General features: G+C 68.0%; 17 protein-coding genes. 10 read left to right on the top strand and 7 right to left on the bottom strand.

Going from position 1 to position 19,591, the window contains the following annotated elements:
- Nucleotides 1-11: 11 nt before the first annotated feature.
- The 5 genes from glgA (at nucleotide 12) to DDE13_RS16355 (ending at nucleotide 8,724) form a co-directional block, all read left to right on the top strand.
- Nucleotides 12-1,436, top strand: a complete 1,425-nt coding sequence (gene glgA / locus DDE13_RS16375; protein ID WP_111405358.1) for a glycogen synthase GlgA — start codon at nucleotides 12-14, stop codon at nucleotides 1,434-1,436.
- Nucleotides 1,437-3,524 carry a glycogen debranching protein GlgX gene (gene glgX, locus DDE13_RS16370; protein WP_111405357.1) on the top strand — a complete coding sequence of 696 codons (2,088 nt, stop codon included), beginning with the start codon at nucleotides 1,437-1,439 and terminating at the stop codon, nucleotides 3,522-3,524. It abuts the gene before it with no gap.
- A complete protein-coding gene (locus DDE13_RS16365) occupies nucleotides 3,521-5,410 on the top strand; it encodes a 4-alpha-glucanotransferase (RefSeq protein WP_235868738.1) in 1,890 nt (629 codons plus the stop codon). Before glgX ends, DDE13_RS16365 begins: the two co-directional genes overlap by 4 nt.
- 34 nt (nucleotides 5,411-5,444) lie before the next feature.
- A complete protein-coding gene (gene gghA, locus DDE13_RS16360) occupies nucleotides 5,445-7,823 on the top strand; it encodes a glucosylglycerol hydrolase (protein WP_111405356.1) in 2,379 nt (792 codons plus the stop codon).
- Nucleotides 7,824-7,959: 136 nt separating this feature from the next.
- Entirely contained in the window at nucleotides 7,960-8,724 is a 765-nt protein-coding gene (locus DDE13_RS16355) for a RibD family protein (protein ID WP_162631055.1), read from the top strand.
- Here the strand turns inward: DDE13_RS16355 and DDE13_RS16350 are convergent.
- From DDE13_RS16350 to DDE13_RS16335, 4 genes are all read right to left on the bottom strand, one after another.
- On the bottom strand, nucleotides 8,700-9,485 hold the full coding sequence (locus tag DDE13_RS16350) for a class I SAM-dependent methyltransferase (protein ID WP_111405354.1): 786 nt from the start codon (nucleotides 9,483-9,485) through the stop codon (nucleotides 8,700-8,702). The genes DDE13_RS16355 and DDE13_RS16350 overlap by 25 nt on opposite strands.
- Nucleotides 9,482-9,889, bottom strand: a complete 408-nt coding sequence (locus DDE13_RS16345; RefSeq protein ID WP_111405353.1) for a 6-pyruvoyl trahydropterin synthase family protein — start codon at nucleotides 9,887-9,889, stop codon at nucleotides 9,482-9,484. Before DDE13_RS16345 ends, DDE13_RS16350 begins: the two co-directional genes overlap by 4 nt.
- Before the next feature lie 12 nt (nucleotides 9,890-9,901).
- The gene (locus DDE13_RS16340; protein ID WP_222626123.1) at nucleotides 9,902-10,873 is read right to left on the bottom strand and encodes a zinc-dependent alcohol dehydrogenase; all 972 of its coding nucleotides are present in this window, start codon (nucleotides 10,871-10,873) and stop codon (nucleotides 9,902-9,904) included.
- A 162-nt stretch (nucleotides 10,874-11,035) separates the two neighbouring features.
- Entirely contained in the window at nucleotides 11,036-11,692 is a 657-nt protein-coding gene (locus DDE13_RS16335) for an SGNH/GDSL hydrolase family protein (RefSeq protein WP_111405351.1), read from the bottom strand.
- A gap of 231 nt (nucleotides 11,693-11,923) precedes the next feature.
- Here DDE13_RS16335 and DDE13_RS16330 point away from each other — a divergent pair, with 231 nt between their 5' ends.
- Nucleotides 11,924-12,139 (top strand): DUF1127 domain-containing protein, encoded by a 216-nt coding sequence (locus DDE13_RS16330; protein WP_111405350.1) that lies wholly within the window; start codon nucleotides 11,924-11,926, stop codon nucleotides 12,137-12,139.
- A gap of 94 nt (nucleotides 12,140-12,233) precedes the next feature.
- On the opposite strand, the gene betA is transcribed toward DDE13_RS16330, so the two are convergent.
- The 3 genes from betA to betI form a co-directional block, all read right to left on the bottom strand.
- Nucleotides 12,234-13,892 (bottom strand): choline dehydrogenase, encoded by a 1,659-nt coding sequence (gene betA, locus DDE13_RS16325; RefSeq protein WP_111405349.1) that lies wholly within the window; start codon nucleotides 13,890-13,892, stop codon nucleotides 12,234-12,236.
- 76 nt (nucleotides 13,893-13,968) lie between these two features.
- Complete coding sequence (gene betB, locus DDE13_RS16320) at nucleotides 13,969-15,423, bottom strand: betaine-aldehyde dehydrogenase (protein ID WP_111405348.1); 1,455 nt, start codon at nucleotides 15,421-15,423, stop codon at nucleotides 13,969-13,971.
- Entirely contained in the window at nucleotides 15,420-16,022 is a 603-nt protein-coding gene (gene betI / locus DDE13_RS16315) for a choline-binding transcriptional repressor BetI (RefSeq protein WP_111405347.1), read from the bottom strand. The genes betB and betI overlap by 4 nt, the downstream gene beginning before the upstream one ends.
- Before the next feature lie 91 nt (nucleotides 16,023-16,113).
- On the opposite strand from betI, the gene choX reads away from it, so the two are divergent.
- From choX to DDE13_RS16295, 4 genes are all read left to right on the top strand, one after another.
- Nucleotides 16,114-17,040 carry a choline ABC transporter substrate-binding protein gene (choX, locus tag DDE13_RS16310; protein ID WP_111405346.1) on the top strand — a complete coding sequence of 309 codons (927 nt, stop codon included), beginning with the start codon at nucleotides 16,114-16,116 and terminating at the stop codon, nucleotides 17,038-17,040.
- A 66-nt stretch (nucleotides 17,041-17,106) separates the two neighbouring features.
- Nucleotides 17,107-17,937, top strand: coding sequence for a choline ABC transporter permease subunit (gene choW / locus DDE13_RS16305; protein WP_111405345.1), 831 nt, complete (start codon nucleotides 17,107-17,109; stop codon nucleotides 17,935-17,937).
- Nucleotides 17,934-18,950: a choline ABC transporter ATP-binding protein gene (choV, locus tag DDE13_RS16300; RefSeq protein ID WP_111405344.1), complete on the top strand. Its 1,017-nt coding sequence runs from the start codon at nucleotides 17,934-17,936 to the stop codon at nucleotides 18,948-18,950. Before choW ends, choV begins: the two co-directional genes overlap by 4 nt.
- Nucleotides 18,951-19,054: 104 nt before the next feature.
- A partial coding sequence (locus DDE13_RS16295) for a chromate transporter (protein WP_162631054.1) occupies nucleotides 19,055-19,591 on the top strand: 537 nt, incomplete at its 3' end.

The following is a 19,591-nucleotide window of genomic DNA, read 5'->3' as shown; positions in this document are numbered from 1 at the left end:
CATCGCCCAGTATGAGGGTATTGTCCGTCACCTCGGAATGTGCGCCGCTCGTCAAGACCGGGGGGCTTGCCGATGTCGCGGGCGCCCTGCCCGCGGCGCTTGCCCCGCACGGCGTGGGGATGCGCACGCTGCTGCCCGGCTATCCAGCGGTTCTGTCAGCACTGGGGGAAGCCGCGCCGCTTCTGGACCTGCCCGACCTGTTCGGCGGGCATGGGCGTGTCCTGCATGGTCATGCAGCGGGGCTCGACCTTCTGGTGCTGGACGCGCCGCATCTCTTTGCCCGGCCCGGGAATCCGTATCTCGGCCCCGACGGGCGCGACTGGCCGGACAACCCGGAACGCTTCGGGGCGCTGTCATGGGCCGCGATGGTCGTGGCGCGCGACGGGCTGTTCGATGGCTGGCGGCCCGTACTGGTGCACGGTCACGACTGGCAGGCAGCGCTGGCCCCCTACTACATACGCCGCCATGCACGCGGGGTTCCGTCGGTCCTGAGCATCCACAACATCGCCTTCCAGGGGCTGGCGGCGCCGTGGCGCGTGGCCTCCATGCGGATCGACGGCGCGGATTTCCACCCGGGCCTGGCCGAGTATTACGGGCAGGTCAGCGCGCTCAAGACGGGGCTGCTGACCGCCGACCGGCTGACCACCGTCAGCCCGACCTATGCGCGCGAGATCCTGACACCGGAATTCGGCATGGGGCTTCAGGGGGTGCTGCGTGACAGGCGGGCCGACCTGACGGGCATTCTCAACGGGATCGACACGACCGCCTGGGACCCGCAGACCGACCCGAACATCACGCCTTACAACCAAGCCCGCGGCAAGGCGCCGAACAGGGCGGCCCTGCTGGAAGAATTCGGCCTGCCCGAAGGCGACGGGCCTCTGTGCATCGTGATCTCGCGGCTGACGGAACAGAAGGGGCTCGACCTGCTGCTGGAGGCTTTGCCCAGCCTGACCGACCAGGGCGGGCGGCTCGCATTGCTGGGCAGCGGCGATCCGGGGCTGGAACAGGCGTGGCGCGCTGCAGCGGCGCATCCGAACGTTTCCGTGCGGATCGGCTATGATGAACCGCTGTCGCACCGGATGATGGCGGGGGGCGATGCGATCTTGATCCCGTCCCGGTTCGAACCCTGCGGGCTGACCCAGCTATATGGCCTGCGCTATGGAACGATCCCGGTGGTGGCGCTGACCGGCGGGCTGGCGGATACGGTGATCGACGCCTCCGATGCCGGTCTCGCCGCCGGTGCCGCGACGGGCATCACCGTCCATCCATTGACCGTATCTTCACTCCGCGATGCGCTGGACCGGCTCTGCGCGCTCTTTTCCGATACCAAGGTCTGGACCCGGATGGCGCGCAATGCCATGCGTCATCCGGTTGGGTGGGACCGCTCCGGCGCGGCCTACGCAGCACTTTACCGGGATGTTGCGGACGGGACGTGAATGCAGGCTGGATCAGTGATGGGTATGGGGCGGTCGCACCCGCTGGGCGCGACCTTCGACGGGCATGGGGTGAACTTCGCCATCTTCTCGGAACACGCGACACGGATGGATCTGTGCCTGTTCAGCCCCGACGGCACGCAGGAGATCGCCCGCCACGCCCTGCCGGAACGCAATGGCGATGTCTGGCACGGCTACCTGCCGGGCCTGAGACCGGGGCAGCTCTACGGCTATCGCGCCCATGGCCCTTACGCGCCCTGCGAAGGGCACAGGTTCAACCCGGCGAAGCTGCTACTGGACCCTTACGCGCGCCGCATCACCGGGCATCCCGTACAGAACGATGCCCTTCTGGGCTATGACGCCGACGAGGGCGATCTGGTGGCCTGTCCGCGCGACAGTGCGCCCTACATGCCGAAGGCGATCGTCACCGATCCGGGTTTCGATTGGGGCGGCGCACGGTCGCCGCGCACCCGCATCCGCGACAGCGTGATCTACGAGGCCCATGTGAAGGGGCTGACCGCGCGGTTCCCCGGCATCGGCGATCCCGGCAGCTTCCGGGCGCTCGGGTCGGAACCGGTCCTGGATTACCTTGTCGATCTGGGCATCACGGCGATCGAGCTGCTACCGGTCCACGCGTTCCTGAACGACGGCTTTCTTCTTGAAAAGGGGCTGACGAATTATTGGGGTTACCAGACGCTCGGCTTCTTCGCGCCCGATCCGCGATACATGGTCGAAAACGACGTGGCCGAGTTCCAGCGGACCGTCGCGAACCTGCACCGCGCGGGGATCGAGGTGATCCTCGACGTGGTCTACAACCACACCTGCGAAGGGTCGGAACTGGGGCCGACCCTGTCCTTCCGCGGGCTGGACAACGCGAGCTATTACCGGCTGGCGGACGACCCGCGCTATTACATCAACGACACGGGCACCGGGAACACGGTGAACATGGACCACCCCATGGTGCTGCGCATGGTGATGGATTCCCTGCGCTACTGGGTCGAGGCGATGCATGTGGACGGGTTTCGGTTCGATCTCTGCGCCACGCTGGGGCGCACCGGCGACGGCGGCTTCGACCGCGGCGCCGCGTTCTTCGACACGATCCGGCAGGATCCTGCGCTCGCGGACGTGAAACTGATCGCAGAGCCATGGGATATCGGCCCCGGCGGCTACCAGCTTGGCGCGTTTCCGCCGCCCTTCCTCGAATGGAACGACAAGTTCCGCGACGGGGTGCGGCGCTTCTGGCGCGGCGATGCCGGGATGGCGGCGGATCTGGGCGACCGGCTGACCGGGTCGGCGCTGCAATTCGATCATTCCGGGCGCCCGGCCACGGCCTCCGTCAACCTCGTCACCGCCCATGACGGGTTCACGCTGGCCGACGTGACCAGCTATGCCGAAAAGCACAACCACGCCAACGGCGAGGACAACCGCGACGGGCATGGCGAGAATTTCTCGGACAATATGGGCGCCGAGGGACCGACCAAGGACCGCAAGATCCAGTCCGCCCGCGCCCGGCGGCGGCGCAACATGATGGCGACGCTGCTGCTGAGCCAAGGCACCCCGATGATCCTTGCGGGGGATGAGATCGCCAACAGCCAGCAGGGAAACAACAACGCCTATTGCCAGGACAACGAAATCGGCTGGGTGGACTGGCCGGAAGCCGACTGGACCATGCGGGATTTCACCCGCGCCATGATCGCCTTCCGCAAGGCGCACCCGATCCTGCGGCAGAAGCTGTTCCTGCATTCGGACGAGCGTGCCATCGACGGCAAGCCGGACCTGTTCTGGTGGCGGGCCGATGGCCAGCCCATGACGCCCGAAGACTGGGAAGATCCGGACCTTGGCCATGTGGCCGTCGAACTGCGCACCGCAAGCGGTACGCCCCCCTATGACGTCGAAGAAGTGGCGCTTTTCTGCGTGTTCAACCGCGGCGGGCCGTTGCAGGTCAAGCTGCCCGCCTGCGAGCCCGGCCAGCGCTGGCAGCGCTGCATCGACACCCTGCGCAGCCCGCCGGTCACCGACGCGCCAGTGCGCGGCACGGCACGGGTCGCCGCTGACACGGTGGTGGTGTTCCGGCTGGACGCGCCGTCGTGACCGGCGGCGGCGACGATCCGCTCTGGCGCCTGGCGAGCGCCGCCGGTCTGCTGCCGCGTTACACCGACACGACCGGCACGGAGCGTGCCATGTCCGCCGACACGGCGCGCGCGCTGCTGTCGGCGATGGACCTGCCTGCGGGGACGGACGCGGAGGCCGCCGAGTCGCTGGCCGCGCTGGCCAAACCCGGCACGGGCTTCACCGGCTGGCGGATCGCGCCCTGCGACAGCCCTGCCCCGCTGGCAGTCGACCGCGACTGGCGGCTGACCTTCGAGGACGGAACCGCGCATCAGGGCACCGGCCCGCTGCCGCCGCTGCCCATGGGCTATCACACGTTGGAACATGGCACGGGGCAGTGGCTGCTGATCGCCGCCCCGCCGCGCCTGCCCGACCCCGCGCCGGGCTGGGGCGTGACCCTGCCGCTTTACGGGCTGCGCACGGCCGAAGCGGGCGGGTATGGCGATTATGCCGATCTTGCCGATGCGGTTGCAGGTCTGGGGCGCGCGGGCGCGGATTTCGTGGGCATCAACCCGGTCCATGCCGGGTTTCCCACCGATCCCGACACCTACAGCCCCTATTCGCCCTCCAGCCGCCAGAGGCTCAACATAGCCCATGTGGCGGTGCCGGGCTGGACCGGGACACCGGGCGACCTGATCGCCTACGCCACCGACCGGCCCGCGCAACGCGCCGCCCTGCGCGCGGCCTTCGACGCGCTGCCCGGGGCAGAGCGGCTTGCCGCGCAGGCCACGGCGCAGGCCGACCCGGATCTGTGGCGCTTCGCCACCCACCAAGCGCTGGCGGATGTGCATGGCGCGCTCTGGCCGGACTGGCCCGGCGAATTGCAGGACGCGGAAAGCCCCGCCGTAGCCGCCTTCGCCGCCGCCAACCCCGAGGCGGTCACCTTTCACGCGTGGGCGCAGATAGAGGCCGACGATCAACTGGCCGCGGTGCGGCGCGCGGCGGATGACGCCGGGATGCGCTTCGGGCTCTATCTGGACCTTGCCGTCGGCACCCATCCGGGCGGGGCGGAAACCTGGGCGGACCGCGCCAGCTTTGCCCGCGGCGTGTCGCTGGGCGCCCCGCCCGACGCGTTCTCGCCCGGCGGGCAAAGCTGGGGGATCGCGCCGTTCAACCCGCGCGCGCTGGTCGCCACGGGCTTTCGCGCCTTCATCGACACCCTGCGCGCACAGTTCCGCCACGCGCAGCTTTTGCGCATCGACCATGTGCTGGGGTTCGAGCGGGCCTTCTGGGTCCCGGAATGCGGCGCACCCGGCGGCTATGTCGCCATGCCCCGCGATGCCCTGCTGGCCATCACGCGGATCGAAGCCGCCCGCGCGGGCGCTTCGGTGGTGGGCGAAGATCTGGGCAACGTCCCCTATGGCCTGCGCGACGCCATGGCCGCGTCGGGCGTGCTGGGCTGCCGCGTGGCGATGTTCGAACGCGTCGGCGATCCCCCGGTCTATCGCGCGGCCAGCGACTGGGACGCGCCCACGCTCGCGTCCTTTTCCAGCCACGACCTGCCGACATGGGCGGGCTGGCGCGCGGGACGGGATCTCGACTGGTGGACACATATCGGGCAACTGCCCGCGACCGATCTGCCCGCCGCTCGGACCGCCCGCGCCACCGAGGTCGCAGCCTTCGACGCCGCCCATGGCACGGCGGGCGGCCACCCCGACGCGCTGCATGCCGTGCTGGCTGCCTGCCCCACGACCCTTGTGGCCGTGCAGACAGAGGATATGCTGGGAGTGACCGAGCAACCCAACCTGCCCGGCACGATCGACGCCCATCCCAATTGGCGCCGCCGCCTCCCCGTGGCGGCACGCGACCTGGGCGAGCACCCCGCGATCCGGCGCACCGCCGACCTGATGCGCCGGCACCGCCCCTGAATTTGGGCCTCAGGCCCGCCCGAGAGGAGCCTCGATGACCGATCTCGCCACCGCCCTGACCCCCGACATGGATGCCGCCCACGCGCTGGCCGACCAGTGCGCCCGCACGCTCTATTCCGCGGAAACGAGCTTCGACGGCGAACGCGCCATCGCCAGGTGGCTGGGCGGCCATTGGGAAGACGGGCGCGCGACCTTCGGGTTCTGGACGCCGGAGCTTCTCGACAACCGCGTACCGGACGGGGACGTGTTCCTCGAGGTGCTGCGCCCGCACGAACCGCTGGACCTCACCCGCGCGCACCAGGACGTGGATTTCGCCCGCGCCTATATCCCCGTCGCCCGGTTCGAGGCGCATACCTTCGCCGTGGTGCAGGGCATGATCGCGGGCAACCGCCAGCAGGTCGGGGATTTCTACGCGCTGGTGTGGCGCGATGCCGAGGGGACCTGGCACCGGATCCTCGATCCGCTGGCGTCGTCGCTGCCCTTCGGGGCCTTCGCACCCGCCGAGCTTTACGACACCGCAGCGATGCTGGCCGCGCGCCGTGACCTGGCGTACTACGCCAAACTTGCCGGCGAGGTGCCGCACAAGTTCGCACCACCCACGAATATCCTGCAAATCCATGTCCCCACAGCAACGGCAGGCGGGACGCTGGCCGCACTGACACGGCAGTTCGAGCGGTTGGGCGAACGCTTCGCCGCGGACCTGCCGATGGAGCCCGCGGACCAGCTTTATCTCGGCTACGATGCCGTGCAGCTTCTGCCGGTCGAACCCACGACGGTCTACGAAACCGGCCCGGCCTTCTGGCAGGAAACGCCGCTGAACGATACCACCGTCACCGCGAGCCTCACGCGGCCCGACACCACCAACTGGGGATACGACGTGGTGATCGCGGGCATGGCTGCGGTCAACCCGGTGCTTCTGGAATCGGGGCGGCCCGACGAGCTGGTGGATTTCGCCGCCGCGCTCCACAATTTCCCGAAGAAGCCCAAGATGCTGATCCTCGACGTGGTGTTCGGCCATTCCGACAACCAGGGACTTGGCGCGCTCAACGCGCATTTCTTCGCCGGGCCGAATATGTATGGCCAGAATCTCGATTACAAGAACCCGGCCGTGCGCGCGATCCTGCTGGAAATGCAGCGGCGCAAGGTCAACTTCGGCGCCGATGGCGTGCGCGTGGACGGTGCGCAGGATTTCAAGTGGTACGACCCGTCCACCCAGTCGATGCAGCATGACGACGACTACCTGCGCGAGATGTCGGCGATGGAGCAGGAGGTCGCGGGCACGACCTTCCACCCGTGGTTCGTGTTCGAGGATGGCCGCCCCTGGCCGCAGGAGGACTGGGAACTGTCATCTACCTATCGCGCGGTGATCGAGAACCAGTCGCACGACCCCGACGTGTTCCAGTGGGGGCCGCTGACCTTTGCCCACAATACCCCGTTCATCTATGGCTTCTGGCTTTCGAAATACTGGCGCATCCGCGAGATGATGGAGGTCGGGTCGAACTGGATCTCCGGCACCGCCAACCACGACACGCTGCGCCGCGGCACGCAGGTCAACCCCAAGCTGAACATCAATACGCGGCTGGGCGAGACGAAGATGGATATCCTCGACAAGGCCTATGACAATCCGGCTGTGTCGATGCTGACCTACGCGGCCTTTCCCGGCGTGCCGATGGATTTTCTGAACGCGACATCCCGCGCAAGCTGGGGCTTCATCCGCAACCAGGACGACCGCTACGGGGTCAAGGTCGTGGCCGAGGAAGCGATCAGCCTGAAATGGCAGGTGGACGAATACGCCTATTCGGTGCCGCAGAATTTCCGCCGCCTCAAGGAGATCGGCTTCACCACGCGCGAGGATCTGCTGCGGTTCTTCGAATTCCTTCCCGCGCTGGTAGAGGTGACGGAATACGATCTCACGGTAATCTGCGACCTGCTCAACTCGGTCGAACCCAAGCTGGTCGGCCCGGAATATTTCACGCCCGCCGAACTGAAGCACATCGCGCGGGCGTGGATGGACGACATGCACGAATACTGCAACGTGTCCAATTCGATCTCGGGGCTCGATGCGGCGCAGACCGGCTACATGTTCGAGTTGCGCAAGTTCCGCCGCGCCAACCCGTGGCTGCGTGCAAATCTCGGGCCGAAGGATCATTTCGACTATATCCGGCCCATCGCCGGGCGCACGGTCTTTGCCTGCCTGCGCCACGCGCCGGACGGGCGGCAGATGTTCTGCATCGCCCATATGGAGGGCGGGGAGACGCTGGATTTCGACCCGCTGACCCTGCCCATCCCCGGCATCGAAGGGTTCGGCTGGTCCCTGCGCCTGCGCAGCCCGTCCATCGGTGGCGACTATGTCGGCGGGCCGGTCACCCTGCGCGACAGCATGGCGCTCCTGTTCGAACGGGCAGCACCCTGACCGCGGCGGCGGCGACTTTCTGCCTGTCCGGTGCCGATCACGGCAGCGTGTGCGACTTTTTCCAGCGTCATCCTATGATTATGGTGGCGGATGGCCGTTCGCCCACGCCGTGACACCGAAGGGAGACAGATCGAATATGCAGGACCTTGCCTGGAATCGCGTGATCGAGAACGACCGCGCGGACCTGCCCGCCGCGGCCGGGCCACGCAGCCTGCGTCAGGCATTTGCGCCCCTGATCGCGGCGCGGCGCAAGGGCCAGGCCCATGCCATCGGCCAGTTGGGGCTGTCGCTGGACGGGCGGATCGCGCTCGACAGCGGCGAGTCGCGCTACATCAACGGGCACGAAGCACTGCACCACCTGCATCGGGTCCGCGCGCTTGTGGATGCGGTGCTGGTCGGCGCGGGCACCGTGCTGGCCGACGATCCGGCGCTGACCGTGCGCCATTGTCCGGGCGAAAATCCAGCGCGGGTGGTGATCGACCCCAATGGCCGTGTCAGCGCGACGGCGAAGGTCTGGGCGCGCGACGGGGCGCGCTGCATCGTGTTCGGAGGTGCGCCTGACCTGCCCGATCATGTCGAACGCCGGGCGGCGCAAACGGGTCCGCTCTGCCCCCATGCGGTTCTGACAGACCTGCGGGCGGCAGGCATCGCGCGGGTTCTGATCGAAGGCGGGGCCGACACGCTGGGCCGGTTCATCGGCGCGGCGGCGATCGACGAATTGCACCTTCTGTATGGCCGGGTGATCCTCGGATCGGGCAAGGCCGGACTCGCGCTTCCCCCGATCACGTCGCTGGCTGATGCCGCGTGGCCCGACACGACCACCCATGTCTTCGAGGACGGGGATTTTCTCGTGGCGTGCCGGTTCGCGCGGGGCGATCAACCCTCTCGTGGGGCGGCATAGATATCCGCATGGCCCACGGTCAGCCGGTCTGTCCGGGCCAGCCGTGAGGCCAGCCAGTCTCTGGCGGTGGCTGACGGCACAAGGTCCGCGTTCGCCATCGCACCGGCCCAGCCGCGCAGCAGTTCCGCGATCAGCGCATCGTCCCGGCCCGCCGCCAGCCGCCAGGGGCTGTCGGCACGGGCCACGGTATAGCCGCGATCCGCAAGCGCCGCACACAGCGCATCGACCGCCCCCGGCCCAGCCGCGTCGCCGCCCAGACCCTTGTCGTGCCGCTGGTGGCGGTTGAAGGCCGCGCACAGCGCCGCATCGCCGGGATGGGCGGGCGACAGGCCGAGCCGCCCGTCATAGGTCAGGCAGGCCAGCAGTGGTAGCCGGTCCGCTGCCAGCCGGTCCGCCAGCCGGTCGATCCACGCGGGCGATGCCAGATCGAACAGCGCCGTCGCCGTCACCAGAACGCAGTCCTCGGGCCAGGGCGCGGGGTCGGCGGCAAGATCGGTCAGCCGCGTCTCCACCCGCGCGTCCGCCCGTGCGGCGATGGCCAGCGTGTCGGGGTCGTTGTCTGTAAGGCACCAGCGCGTATCCGCCGGAAAGGCCGGCGCAAAGGCCCGCATCCCGGCCCCGGTACCGGACCCGAGGTCACAGACCAGCGGGGCAGCCTGCGCGGCCAGCCTCGCAGCCGCCTGCGCGATCAACGCGCTGGACCGCGCCCGCGCATCGGCGGGTTCGCGCAGGGCAAGCCAGTCGGCGGAAAAGCCGCTCATGCGCCCGCGACCGGCCCTTCCAGCCATGCCCGCGCGACATGGCTTTCGTTCAGCGTGACCTTCAACTTCACGATCTCGCGCGCGTCCTCTCCCAGATGGCCCGCCGCGATCTCGGCCGACATGGCGTCGAAGACGTACTTGCACAGCACTTCGGTCGTGGAGCGCTTGCCGCCGAACAGGTCCAACTCGTCGAGATTGCGGTAGTTCACCGGCGCGATGACCCGCTTCAACGCGTCCGCCGCCAGCCCGATATCCACCACGATGTCGTTGTCGGTCAGGCTTTCGCGAAAGAAGGCCACGTCGATGACGAAGGTGGCGCCATGCATCCCCTGCGCGGGGCCGAACGCCTCGCCGGGCAGGGAATGGGCGATCATGATGTGGTCACGGACTTCGAGGGCATACATGCCGGGTCTCCTTCAGGGATAGGTGATGACGGGACAAAGCGCATCCGCCCCCGGCGCCAGCAGCGCCGGCAGCAGGTCGGGCGCGTCGTCGAACGGGATGTCGTGGGTCAGTAAAGCATCGAGCGCGGGCGCGTCGCGCAACAGCCGTAGCGCAAGGGACAAGCGGCGGGCATAGTCCCAACGCGGTTTGCGATGGGCCGGCAGGTCACCCACCTGGCTGGATCGCAGGGTCAGGCGCCGGGCATGGAACGGCCCGCCCAATGGCAGGGCTACGTCGCCGGTGCCATGCCAGCTCGCCTCCACCACCGTGCCCTCCTGCCCCGCCGCATCCAGCGCCATCCGCAGGCCCGCGGCACTGGCCGAGGTGTTGATGACGATGTCCTGACCACCCGGTGCGCCGTCGGGCGCGGCAAAGGCGGCGCCCATTGCCTCCGCCAGCGGAGCGCGGGCCGGGTTCAGGTCGCACAGCGTGACCTGCGTGCCGGGGATGCGGGCGATCACATGCGCCACCAGCAGCCCCACGACGCCCGCGCCCACCACCAGCACCCGGTCGCCCGGTCCGGCGCCGCTGTCCCAAGTGACGTTGACGGCGGTTTCCATGTTCGCGGCCAGCACCGCGCGGCGCGCGGGCAAACCGTCGGGCAAGGGCAATGCGGCGGCGGCGGGCAGACGCGTATGGGTCTGATGCGGGTGCAGCGCGAAACAGGTCTGTCCAAGACGGTCTGCGGGGCCGTCCGTCACCTCCCCCACCAGCGCGTATCCGTATTTCACAGGGAAGGGAAACTCGCCGTCCTGGTTGGGGCAGCGCATCCGGTCATGTTCGCTTTCCGGCACCCCGCCGCGGGCGACAAGTGCCTCCGTACCGCGGCTGACGCCGGAGTACAGCGCCCGCAGCGTCACCATGTCCCCGCCATCCGGCGGCAGATCGGTGTCGCGCAGCGCGTAGCTGTTGGCAGCGATGGTCCAGAGCGCACGGGGCGTCACGATGGGTCTGTCCTTCCGGCGGTGTCGCCGCCTGTTCTGGCCGCACGCCGCCGGACCTTCAAGCCCCGGTCTGGCAGGTCAACAGCGTGGTCTGCGAGAAGCTAGGCGGAAAACGGCACGCGGACAGGGGATGCATGCAGTGACCGGGCCGAACGGTCCCGATCAGCCAAGCATCGTCCGCAGCTTCGCCGCGATCGCGGCGCCAAGGGCTGCATGCCCCGCTTCGGTCAGGTGCACGCCGTCGACCGGATCGACCTCGGCCACGCCCTTGGCATCCAGAAAGTCACAGCCCCAGCGCGCCGCGACGTCAGCATAGCTGGCCCCGAGGTGATGGGAGATCTCGGCCCCGCCCGCGAAATGACCCGCCAACCAGCCGGTTTCCACGATGGGCGGCGGCGCCACGAGAAGAACCGCGGGCGGCTCCCCGTCACGCCCCCCGCGCGAACCCGCGATCACCCCGAGCAGCCGTTCGACGGACCGGCCGATATCCGCGGGGGTCACGGCGAAGCGCGTCTTCAGATCGTTGGTGCCCAGCATCAAGACCACGACATCGATGGGCCAATGGCTTTCAAGGATCGCGGGCAGGATGCGCAGACCGTTCTTGTGGGCGCCATCGATCGGATCGTCATGCACGGTGGTGCGGCCCGGCAACCCTTCGCACAGGACACGGACCTTGGGGTTCAGCGCCGCGGACACGCGGCCCGGCCAGCGAACATGGCTGCGGAAGCGCGACACGTCATCCGGCCCCCGCATGGCACGTTGGCCGTGCGTGTTGCTGTCGCCATAGCACAGGACGGTGGATCGGCAGCAGGTGCTCATGGCGGCTCGCGGCAAGGGTCTGGAAAACGACGCTTATCAACCTTGGAGGTAGCCGTCCATGGCTGCATCCCATTGTCGTTAACCCGTTTTGTCCCGGTCTGGTCCCGGCGCAGAGCCTTGCCGATGCTGCATGGCGGCAATTCGCTCCCGTCTATTGTGCAGGCGCAGCATCGGCGTATCTATGAGCCAACGCGGAACACGATCCGCGGCCGCACCCGAAAGGAGACCACCATGGCTTTCGCACAAGACATCACCCGCCGCCCGAGCGCCCTCGCCTATCGTTTCGACGAAGCCGTGACGGCGCTGCGCCGCTTCCGCGCCCGTCGCGCCGCGTTCAACCAGACCTATAACGAACTGGCAATCCTGTCGGATCGGGAACTGACCGATCTCGGCATCGCACGCAGCGACATCGCAACCATCGCGCGCCAGGCTGCCGCCGAACTCTGACGGACGACCACACCGGTCAGCGCACCGCCCGGATGCAAAGGGGCCGGCCCATCTCGGGCCGAGCCCCTTCTTTCGTGCCGCAGCGCAGCATCAATCAGCGCTGCGCCGTTTGCCAGTCCGGGTGAATCCACGGGCGATCATTGGCGCGTGGCAGGGGATCGCGCCCAAGGATGTGATCGGACGCTTTTTCCCCCGCCATGATCGACGGGCCGTTCAGGTTGCCGTTGGTGATCTGCGGAAAGATTGAACTGTCGGCCACGCGCAGTCCGTCCACGCCGATCACGCGGGTTTCCGGGTCGATCACCGCCATGGGATCACCCGCACGGCCCATGCGGCAGGTGCCACAGGGGTGGTAGGCGGATTCGGCGTGCTCGCGGATGAAGGCATCGAGATCGGCGTTGTCCTGCACGTCGGCACCGGGCTGGATCTCGTGCCGGACGAAGGGTTTGAAGGCGTCCTGTGCGAAGATCTCGCGCGTCAGGCGGATGCAGGTGCGGAAATCTTCCCAGTCCTGCGGATGGGACATGTAGTTGAACGCGATGCGCGGCGCGTCCGCCGGATCGGCGCTGCGGAGGGTGATCGCGCCGCGCGACGCCGACCGCATCGGACCCACATGGGCCTGAAACCCGTGCCCCTCGGCGGCGGCCTGCCCGTCGTAACGCACGGCGATGGGCAGGAAATGATATTGGATATCAGGGTATTCGACGCCCGGTTTCGACCGGATGAAGGCGGCGCTTTCGAACTGGTTGGACGCCCCCAGCCCGGTCCTGGTGAAGAGCCACTGCGCGCCGATCAGGGCTTTCCCGAAAATGTTCCAGTACTTGTAGAGGCTGACCGGCTGGCTGGCGGCCATCTGGATGTAGAGTTCCAGATGGTCCTGAAGGTTCGCACCGACGCCGGGGCGGTCGGCCACCGGGGTGATCCCGTGTTCGGCCAGATGGGCGGCGGGGCCGATGCCGGACAGCATCAGGAGCTTCGGAGAGTTGATCGACCCGGCGGCCAGGATCACCTCGGAACCTGCTGAGATCGTTTCGGATTTTCCACCGCGCCGGATCTGCACGCCGGTGGCCCGACCGTCTTCGATCACGACCCGCTCCACCAGCCCGCGCACGAGGTCGCAGTTGGGGCGCTTGAGGGCGGGCTTCAGGTAAGCATTGGCGGCGGACCAGCGGCGACCATTGAACACCGTCTGCTCCATGGGGCCGAAACCTTCCTGTTTCTGGCCATTGTAATCGTCCGTCACCTCGTATCCCGCTTGCTTCCCGGCATCGACAAACGCTTGAAACAAGGGGTTTTTCCGGGGGCCGCGGGTGACGTGGAGGGGGCCGTCGGTGCCGCGCCATGCGGGGTCGCCGCCGTGGCCGCCGCTCTGCCATGTCTCCATCCGCTTGTAATAGGGCAGGACGGAGGCGTAATCCCAGCCCTCCGCGCCCATCTCGGCCCATGTGTCGAAGTCGCGGGCGTGGCCGCGCACATAGACCATCCCGTTGATCGAGGACGAGCCGCCCACGACCTTGCCGCGGGGCGTGGCGAGCCGCCTGCCCCCAAGATGTGGTTCCGGTTCCGACCGGTACCCCCAGTCATAGCGGCTCATGTTCATCGGATAGGACAGCGCTGCGGGCATCTGGATGAACGGTCCGGCGTCGGTGCCGCCGTGTTCGACGACGATGACGGACCGTCCGGCTTCGGACAGACGGTAGGCCATGGCGCAGCCCGCCGAGCCCGCGCCGACGATCACGTAATCCGCTTGCATGGTCGGTTTTCCCCATTTCGGGCGGTCTGACGTCGCGTCGGACTCGCATATGAATTCCATATGACTCGCATATGACTCAGAACGGCGCGTCGACTCCGCCCATGGCGACGTAGACGCTTTTGACCTGGCTGTAGTGGTCGATGGCGGCCTGCCCGTTTTCGCGCCCGACGCCGGATGCCTTGACCCCGCCGAAGGGCATTTCGACGGGCGTCAGGTTGTAGGTGTTGATCCAGCAGGTTCCGGCCTCCAGCCCCGCCACGACGCGATGCGCGCGGGCGAGATCGCGGGTGAAGACCGCGCCCGACAGGCCGAACTTGGTGGCGTTGGCGCGGGCCAGCGCCTCGGCCTCGGTGCCGAAGCGGAAGATCGACGCGACGGGGCCGAAGATTTCCTCGCGCGCGATGGTCATGGCGTCGGTGACGTCGGCAAAGACGGTCGGTTCGATGTAGAAGCCGGGGCCGTCCACGGCATGGCCCCCGCAGACCAGCCGCGCGCCTTCGCGTTGCCCTGCTTCCATATAGCCCAGCACGATGTCGCGCTGTGCGGCGCTGACCATGGGGCCGAAATTCGTGGCCTCATCCATCGGGTCGCCCATCACGGCACCCTTCAGCCGTTCGGCCAGCCGGTCCACGAAAGCGTCGTGCAGCCCGTCCTGCACGAAGATCCGCGTGCCGTTGGAACAGATTTGCCCGGTGGAATAGAAATTCGCGTTGATCGCGGCGCTGACGGCGTTGTCGAGATCCGCATCGTCGAACACGATCATCGGGGACTTGCCGCCCAGTTCCATGGTGACGTGCTTCATGCGTTCGGCAGCGGCGGCATAAACCTTGCGCCCCGTGGGCACGGACCCGGTCAGCGACACCTTGGCGACACGCGCGTCGGTGGCCAGCGCCGCGCCCACGTCGCCGCGCCCCTGCACGACGTTGAACACGCCCGGCGGCAACCCGGCTTCGGTCAGGATTTCGGCCAGTTTCAGCGCGCAGAGCGGCGTGGTTTCCGACGGCTTGAACACCATCGTGTTGCCGCAGGCGAGCGCGGGCGCGGCTTTCCAGCAGGCGATCTGGGTGGGATAGTTCCACGCGCCAAGGCCCACGCAGACGCCCAGCGGTTCGCGGATCGTGTAGGCCCAGTCGGACCCGAGCGGGATGTGCTGGCCCGACAGGGTCGCCGCCAGCCCCCCGAACCATTCCAGCGCATCGGCGCCCGAGGTCGCATCGGCCACCAGCGTTTCCTGCAAGGGCTTGCCGGTGTCCAGCGTTTCCAACTCGGACAGTTGCCGGTTGCGGTCGCGGATGATGTCTGCGGCGCGGCGCAGGATGCGGCCCCGTTCGGTGCCGGTCATGGCGCGCCATGCGGGGAGGGCCGTGCGCGCAGCTTCGAGTGCCGCATCGACCGTGGCGGGGCTGGCGGTGTTCAGCGTGGCGATGGTGTCGCCCGTCGAAGGGTAGATCACCGGCAGGGCGTCGCCTTCGGGGTCGTCGCGGTAGCTGCCGCCGATATAGTGGCTGCCCGTGGGGGTCGCGTCGGTCATGCGCGTTTCTCCTGTCGTGTATTCTGGGGGGCAAGCACGCCGTCGAGATAGGCGGTCACGAGCCCGATGGAGGCCGCCGCGTCGAGGCTTTCGTTGCGCAGGGCCTGCCGGATGTAGAGCCCGTCGATCAGCGCCGCGGTGGTCTGGGCGATGGCCACGGCGTCACCCCCGGCCAGCGGGCGCAGTTCGGCGAGCAGGTTGGAATGGAGCCGCCGCTGGTAGACCCGCAAGAGCCGGTGCGCCTGGGGCGCGGTCTGGGCGAGCACATAGAAGTTCAGCCATGCCGCCACGACCGCGGGCCGGAAGTTCTGGGGCGAGAAACAGACCGCGACGATCCCGTCCACGCGGTCGCGCGGGCTGTGCCGATCCGCGAGGCAGGCACGCACCTCGGCCCCGAAATCGGACAGCACGGACCGCATGGCGGCCAGGAACAACTGGTCCTTGGACCCGAAGTAGTGATGGGCCAAGGCGCTGGAAACGCCTGCCTTTCGGGCGATCTGGCTGACCGTTACCTCAAGCGAGCCGGCTTCGCCGATCTCGTCGATGGTGGCCGCGATCAGGGCCGACCGGCGCAGGGCCGAGACATTCGCGCGGGTCATTCTTTTCACCTTGCCTGTTGCAATGTGCATTCTTTCGGTGTTTGATTGAGCAGTCAATCAATAAATCTGCCACTCTTCGGGGAGCCAAGACATGCGCATCAAGACAACCGTTTCCGCCCTTGCCCTGTGCGGCGCAGCAAGCACCGCACTGTCCGATTGCGGCACCGTGACCTTTTCCGACGTGGGCTGGACCGACATCACGGCGACCACCGCCGCCACGAGCGTGGTACTGGAGGCTTTGGGGTATGACACCAACATTCGCGTGCTGTCGGTGCCGGTGACCTATACCGCGATGGCCGATGGCGACGTGGACGTGTTCCTGGGCAACTGGATGCCGACGATGGAGGGCGATATCGCGCCCTATCGCGAAGCGGGCACGGTGGACACGATCCGCGCGAACCTGGAGGGTGCGAAATACACGCTGGCAACCAATGCCGCGGGGGCGGCTCTGGGAATCACCAGCTTCGACGCCATCGCGGCCAATGCCGATGCGCTGGACGAGACGATCTATGGCATCGAGCCGGGCAATGACGGCAACCGGCTGATCCTCGACATGATCGAGGCGGATGCCTTCGGGCTGAGCGATTTCAGCGTGCGCGAAAGTTCCGAACAGGGGATGCTGGCGCAGGTCGACCGGCTGAGCCGCCGGGACGAGCCCATCGTGTTCCTGGGCTGGGAACCGCACCCGATGAACGCGAATTTCGAGCTGACCTACCTGGAGGGCGGCGACGACTGGTTCGGGCCGAATCTCGGCGGGGCGACGGTCTATACCAACACGCGCGCGGGCTATGTCGAGGAGTGCCCGAACGTGGGGCAGCTTCTGCAGAACCTGCAGTTCACGCTGGCCATGGAAAACGAGATCATGGGCGCGATCCTGAACGACGGCGAGGACCCGGCGGATGCCGCGACCGCGTGGCTGAAGGCCAACAGCGATGCCGCGATGGCGTGGCTCGATGGCGTGACGACCGCGGATGGCGGCGACGCGCAGGCGGCACTGGCCGCGGCGCTGCAAGAATAAGGCGCGATCCTTTCAACACCTGTGCCCCCGGCGTGATCGCGCGGGGGCCTGCGCGAGGGGCCGTGCATGGACTGGCTGACCGAGACGAAAATACCCGTGGGCGACACGGCGGCGGCGCTGTTCGACTGGTTGCAGGTCAATGGCGGCTGGTTCTTCGACGGCATGGCGATCGGCATGGAAACGCTGATCGAGGCGATCCTGTGGGCGCTGCAATCACCGCCGCCGCTGGTGACGGTGGCGATCTTCGCGGCGCTGACGCATGCGTTGCAGCGCAACTGGAAGATCACGGCCTTCGTGGCGCTGGGGTTCCTGTTCATCGTCAACCAGGGCTATTGGGAGGAGACGACCGAGAGCCTGACGCTCGTGCTGTCGGCCTGCGTGGTGTGCATGGCGGTCGGGGTGCCCATCGGCATCGCGGCGGCGCACCGGCCCCGGCTTTATGCGGCGATGCGGCCCGTGCTGGACCTGATGCAGACGCTGCCGACCTTCGTCTACCTGATCCCGGCCATCGTGTTCTTCGGCATCGGCATGGTGCCGGGGCTGATCGCCACGGTGATCTTCGTGCTGCCGGCGCCGATCCGGCTGACGCAGCTTGGGGTGGCGTCGACGCCCACGCCGCTGCTGGAGGCCGCGCGGGCGTTCGGGGCCACCGGCACGCAGACCCTGTGGAAGGTGGAACTGCCCTACGCGCTGCCGCAGATCATGGCCGGGCTGAACCAGACGATCATGCTGTCGCTGTCCATGGTCGTCATCGCGGCGCTGGTGGGGGCCGACGGGCTGGGCGTGCCGGTCGTGCGCGCGCTCAACCAGGTGAACACGTCGCTGGGGTTTGAATCGGGCTTCGTGATCGTGGTCGTGGCGATCATGCTCGACCGGATGCTGCGGGTGAAGACATGAGCGACGTTGCGGTCGAGTTCGACAAGGTGTCCATCGTGTTCGGGGCCGACCCGGCGGCGGCGCTGCCACTGATGGATGCAGGGCAAAGCCGCGGCGAGATCCAGTCGGCTACGGAGCAAGTGCTGGGTGTCCATGACTGCGACCTGAAGGTCCACGAGGGCGAGATCCTCGTGCTGATGGGCCTGTCCGGGTCGGGCAAGTCCACGCTGTTGCGCGCGGTCAACGGGCTGAACCCGGTGGTGCGCGGCTGCGTGCGCGTCAATGACGGCGGGCAGATGGTGGACGTGACCCATGCCGACGCAAAGACCCTTCGCCATATCCGGCAGGAACGGGTTGCCATGGTGTTCCAGCAGTTCGGCCTGCTGCCCTGGCGGTCGGTGGAGGAAAACGTCGGTCTAGGTCTCGAACTGGCCGGGGTGGACCGGGCCACGCGTGCGACACGGGTGCGCGACCAGTTGGCACTTGTGGGCCTGTCGGACTGGGCGCAGCGGCGCGTGGCCGAACTGTCGGGCGGGATGCAGCAGCGCGTGGGACTGGCGCGGGCCTTTGCCACGCAAGCGCCGATCCTGCTGATGGACGAGCCGTTCTCGGCGCTCGACCCGCTGATCCGCAACCGGCTTCAGGACGAATTGCTGGACCTGCAACGCGATCTCAAGCGCACCATCGTCTTCGTCAGCCACGATCTCGACGAGGCGTTCAAACTGGGCGACCGGATCGCCATCATGGAGGGCGGGCGCATCGTGCAATGCGGCACCCCGCGCGACATCTTCTCGGCCCCCGCGTCGGAGTATGTCGCGGATTTCGTGGCCAACATGAACCCGCTGGGCGTGCTGACGGCGCGCGACGTGATGACCGAGGGCAGCGGCGATGGCGTGTCCGTTGATGCGGAGACGCCAGTGACGCAGGTCATGGAACGGCTGGGCGCAGACCCGTCGCCGATTCCCGTGACCGAGGGCGGCACCGTAATCGGGCTGATCACGGCGCAGGGGCTGGTCAACCGCCTGCGGGGATAATGCCCGCGCCCTGCCCGTCTGCCCGTGCCATCGCCGCGCCCTTGTCATATGCCTGTCGCAGCACGGCGGCAGGGTGCGCCGGCACAGACAGGGGGTGAGAAGCGATGGATGACGGACAAGCCGGGCGCGCGCGCGAGGTCTTCGCGGTTTTCCTGCGGCTTGGCCTGACATCCTTCGGCGGGCCGGTGGCGCATCTGGGCTATTTCCGGGCGGAGTTCGTGGAACGTCGCCGCTGGTTGACCGATGCCGCCTATGCCGATCTCGTGGCGCTGTGCCAGTTTCTGCCCGGTCCGGCCTCAAGCCAAGTGGGCGTCGCGCTGGGAATGCTGCGCGGAGGCTGGGGCGGCGCGCTGGCGGCTTTCGCGGGCTTCACCCTGCCCTCGGCCATCCTGATGATCGCCTTCGCCTATGGTGCGGCGCGCATGGACGGCGCGCTGTGGTCCGGGGCACTGGCGGGGCTGAAGATCGTGGCCGTCGCCATCGTGGCGCAAGCGGTGCTGGGCATGGCGCGCAACCTGTGCCCCGATGCGCCGCGCGCGGGCATCGCGGCGGGGGCCGTGGTGCTGCTGGCCGCCCTGCCCGGTGCCTTGGCCATGCCGGGGGCGATCCTGCTGGGCGCGCTGGCGGGGCTGGCGCTGAAC

This window comes from Meridianimarinicoccus zhengii (assembly GCF_003254465.1).
Classification (GTDB): Bacteria; Pseudomonadota; Alphaproteobacteria; order Rhodobacterales; family Rhodobacteraceae; genus Meridianimarinicoccus; species Meridianimarinicoccus zhengii.
The sequence above is the reverse complement of the archived record's forward strand: the minus strand, read 5'-3'. Positions and strand labels throughout refer to the sequence as shown.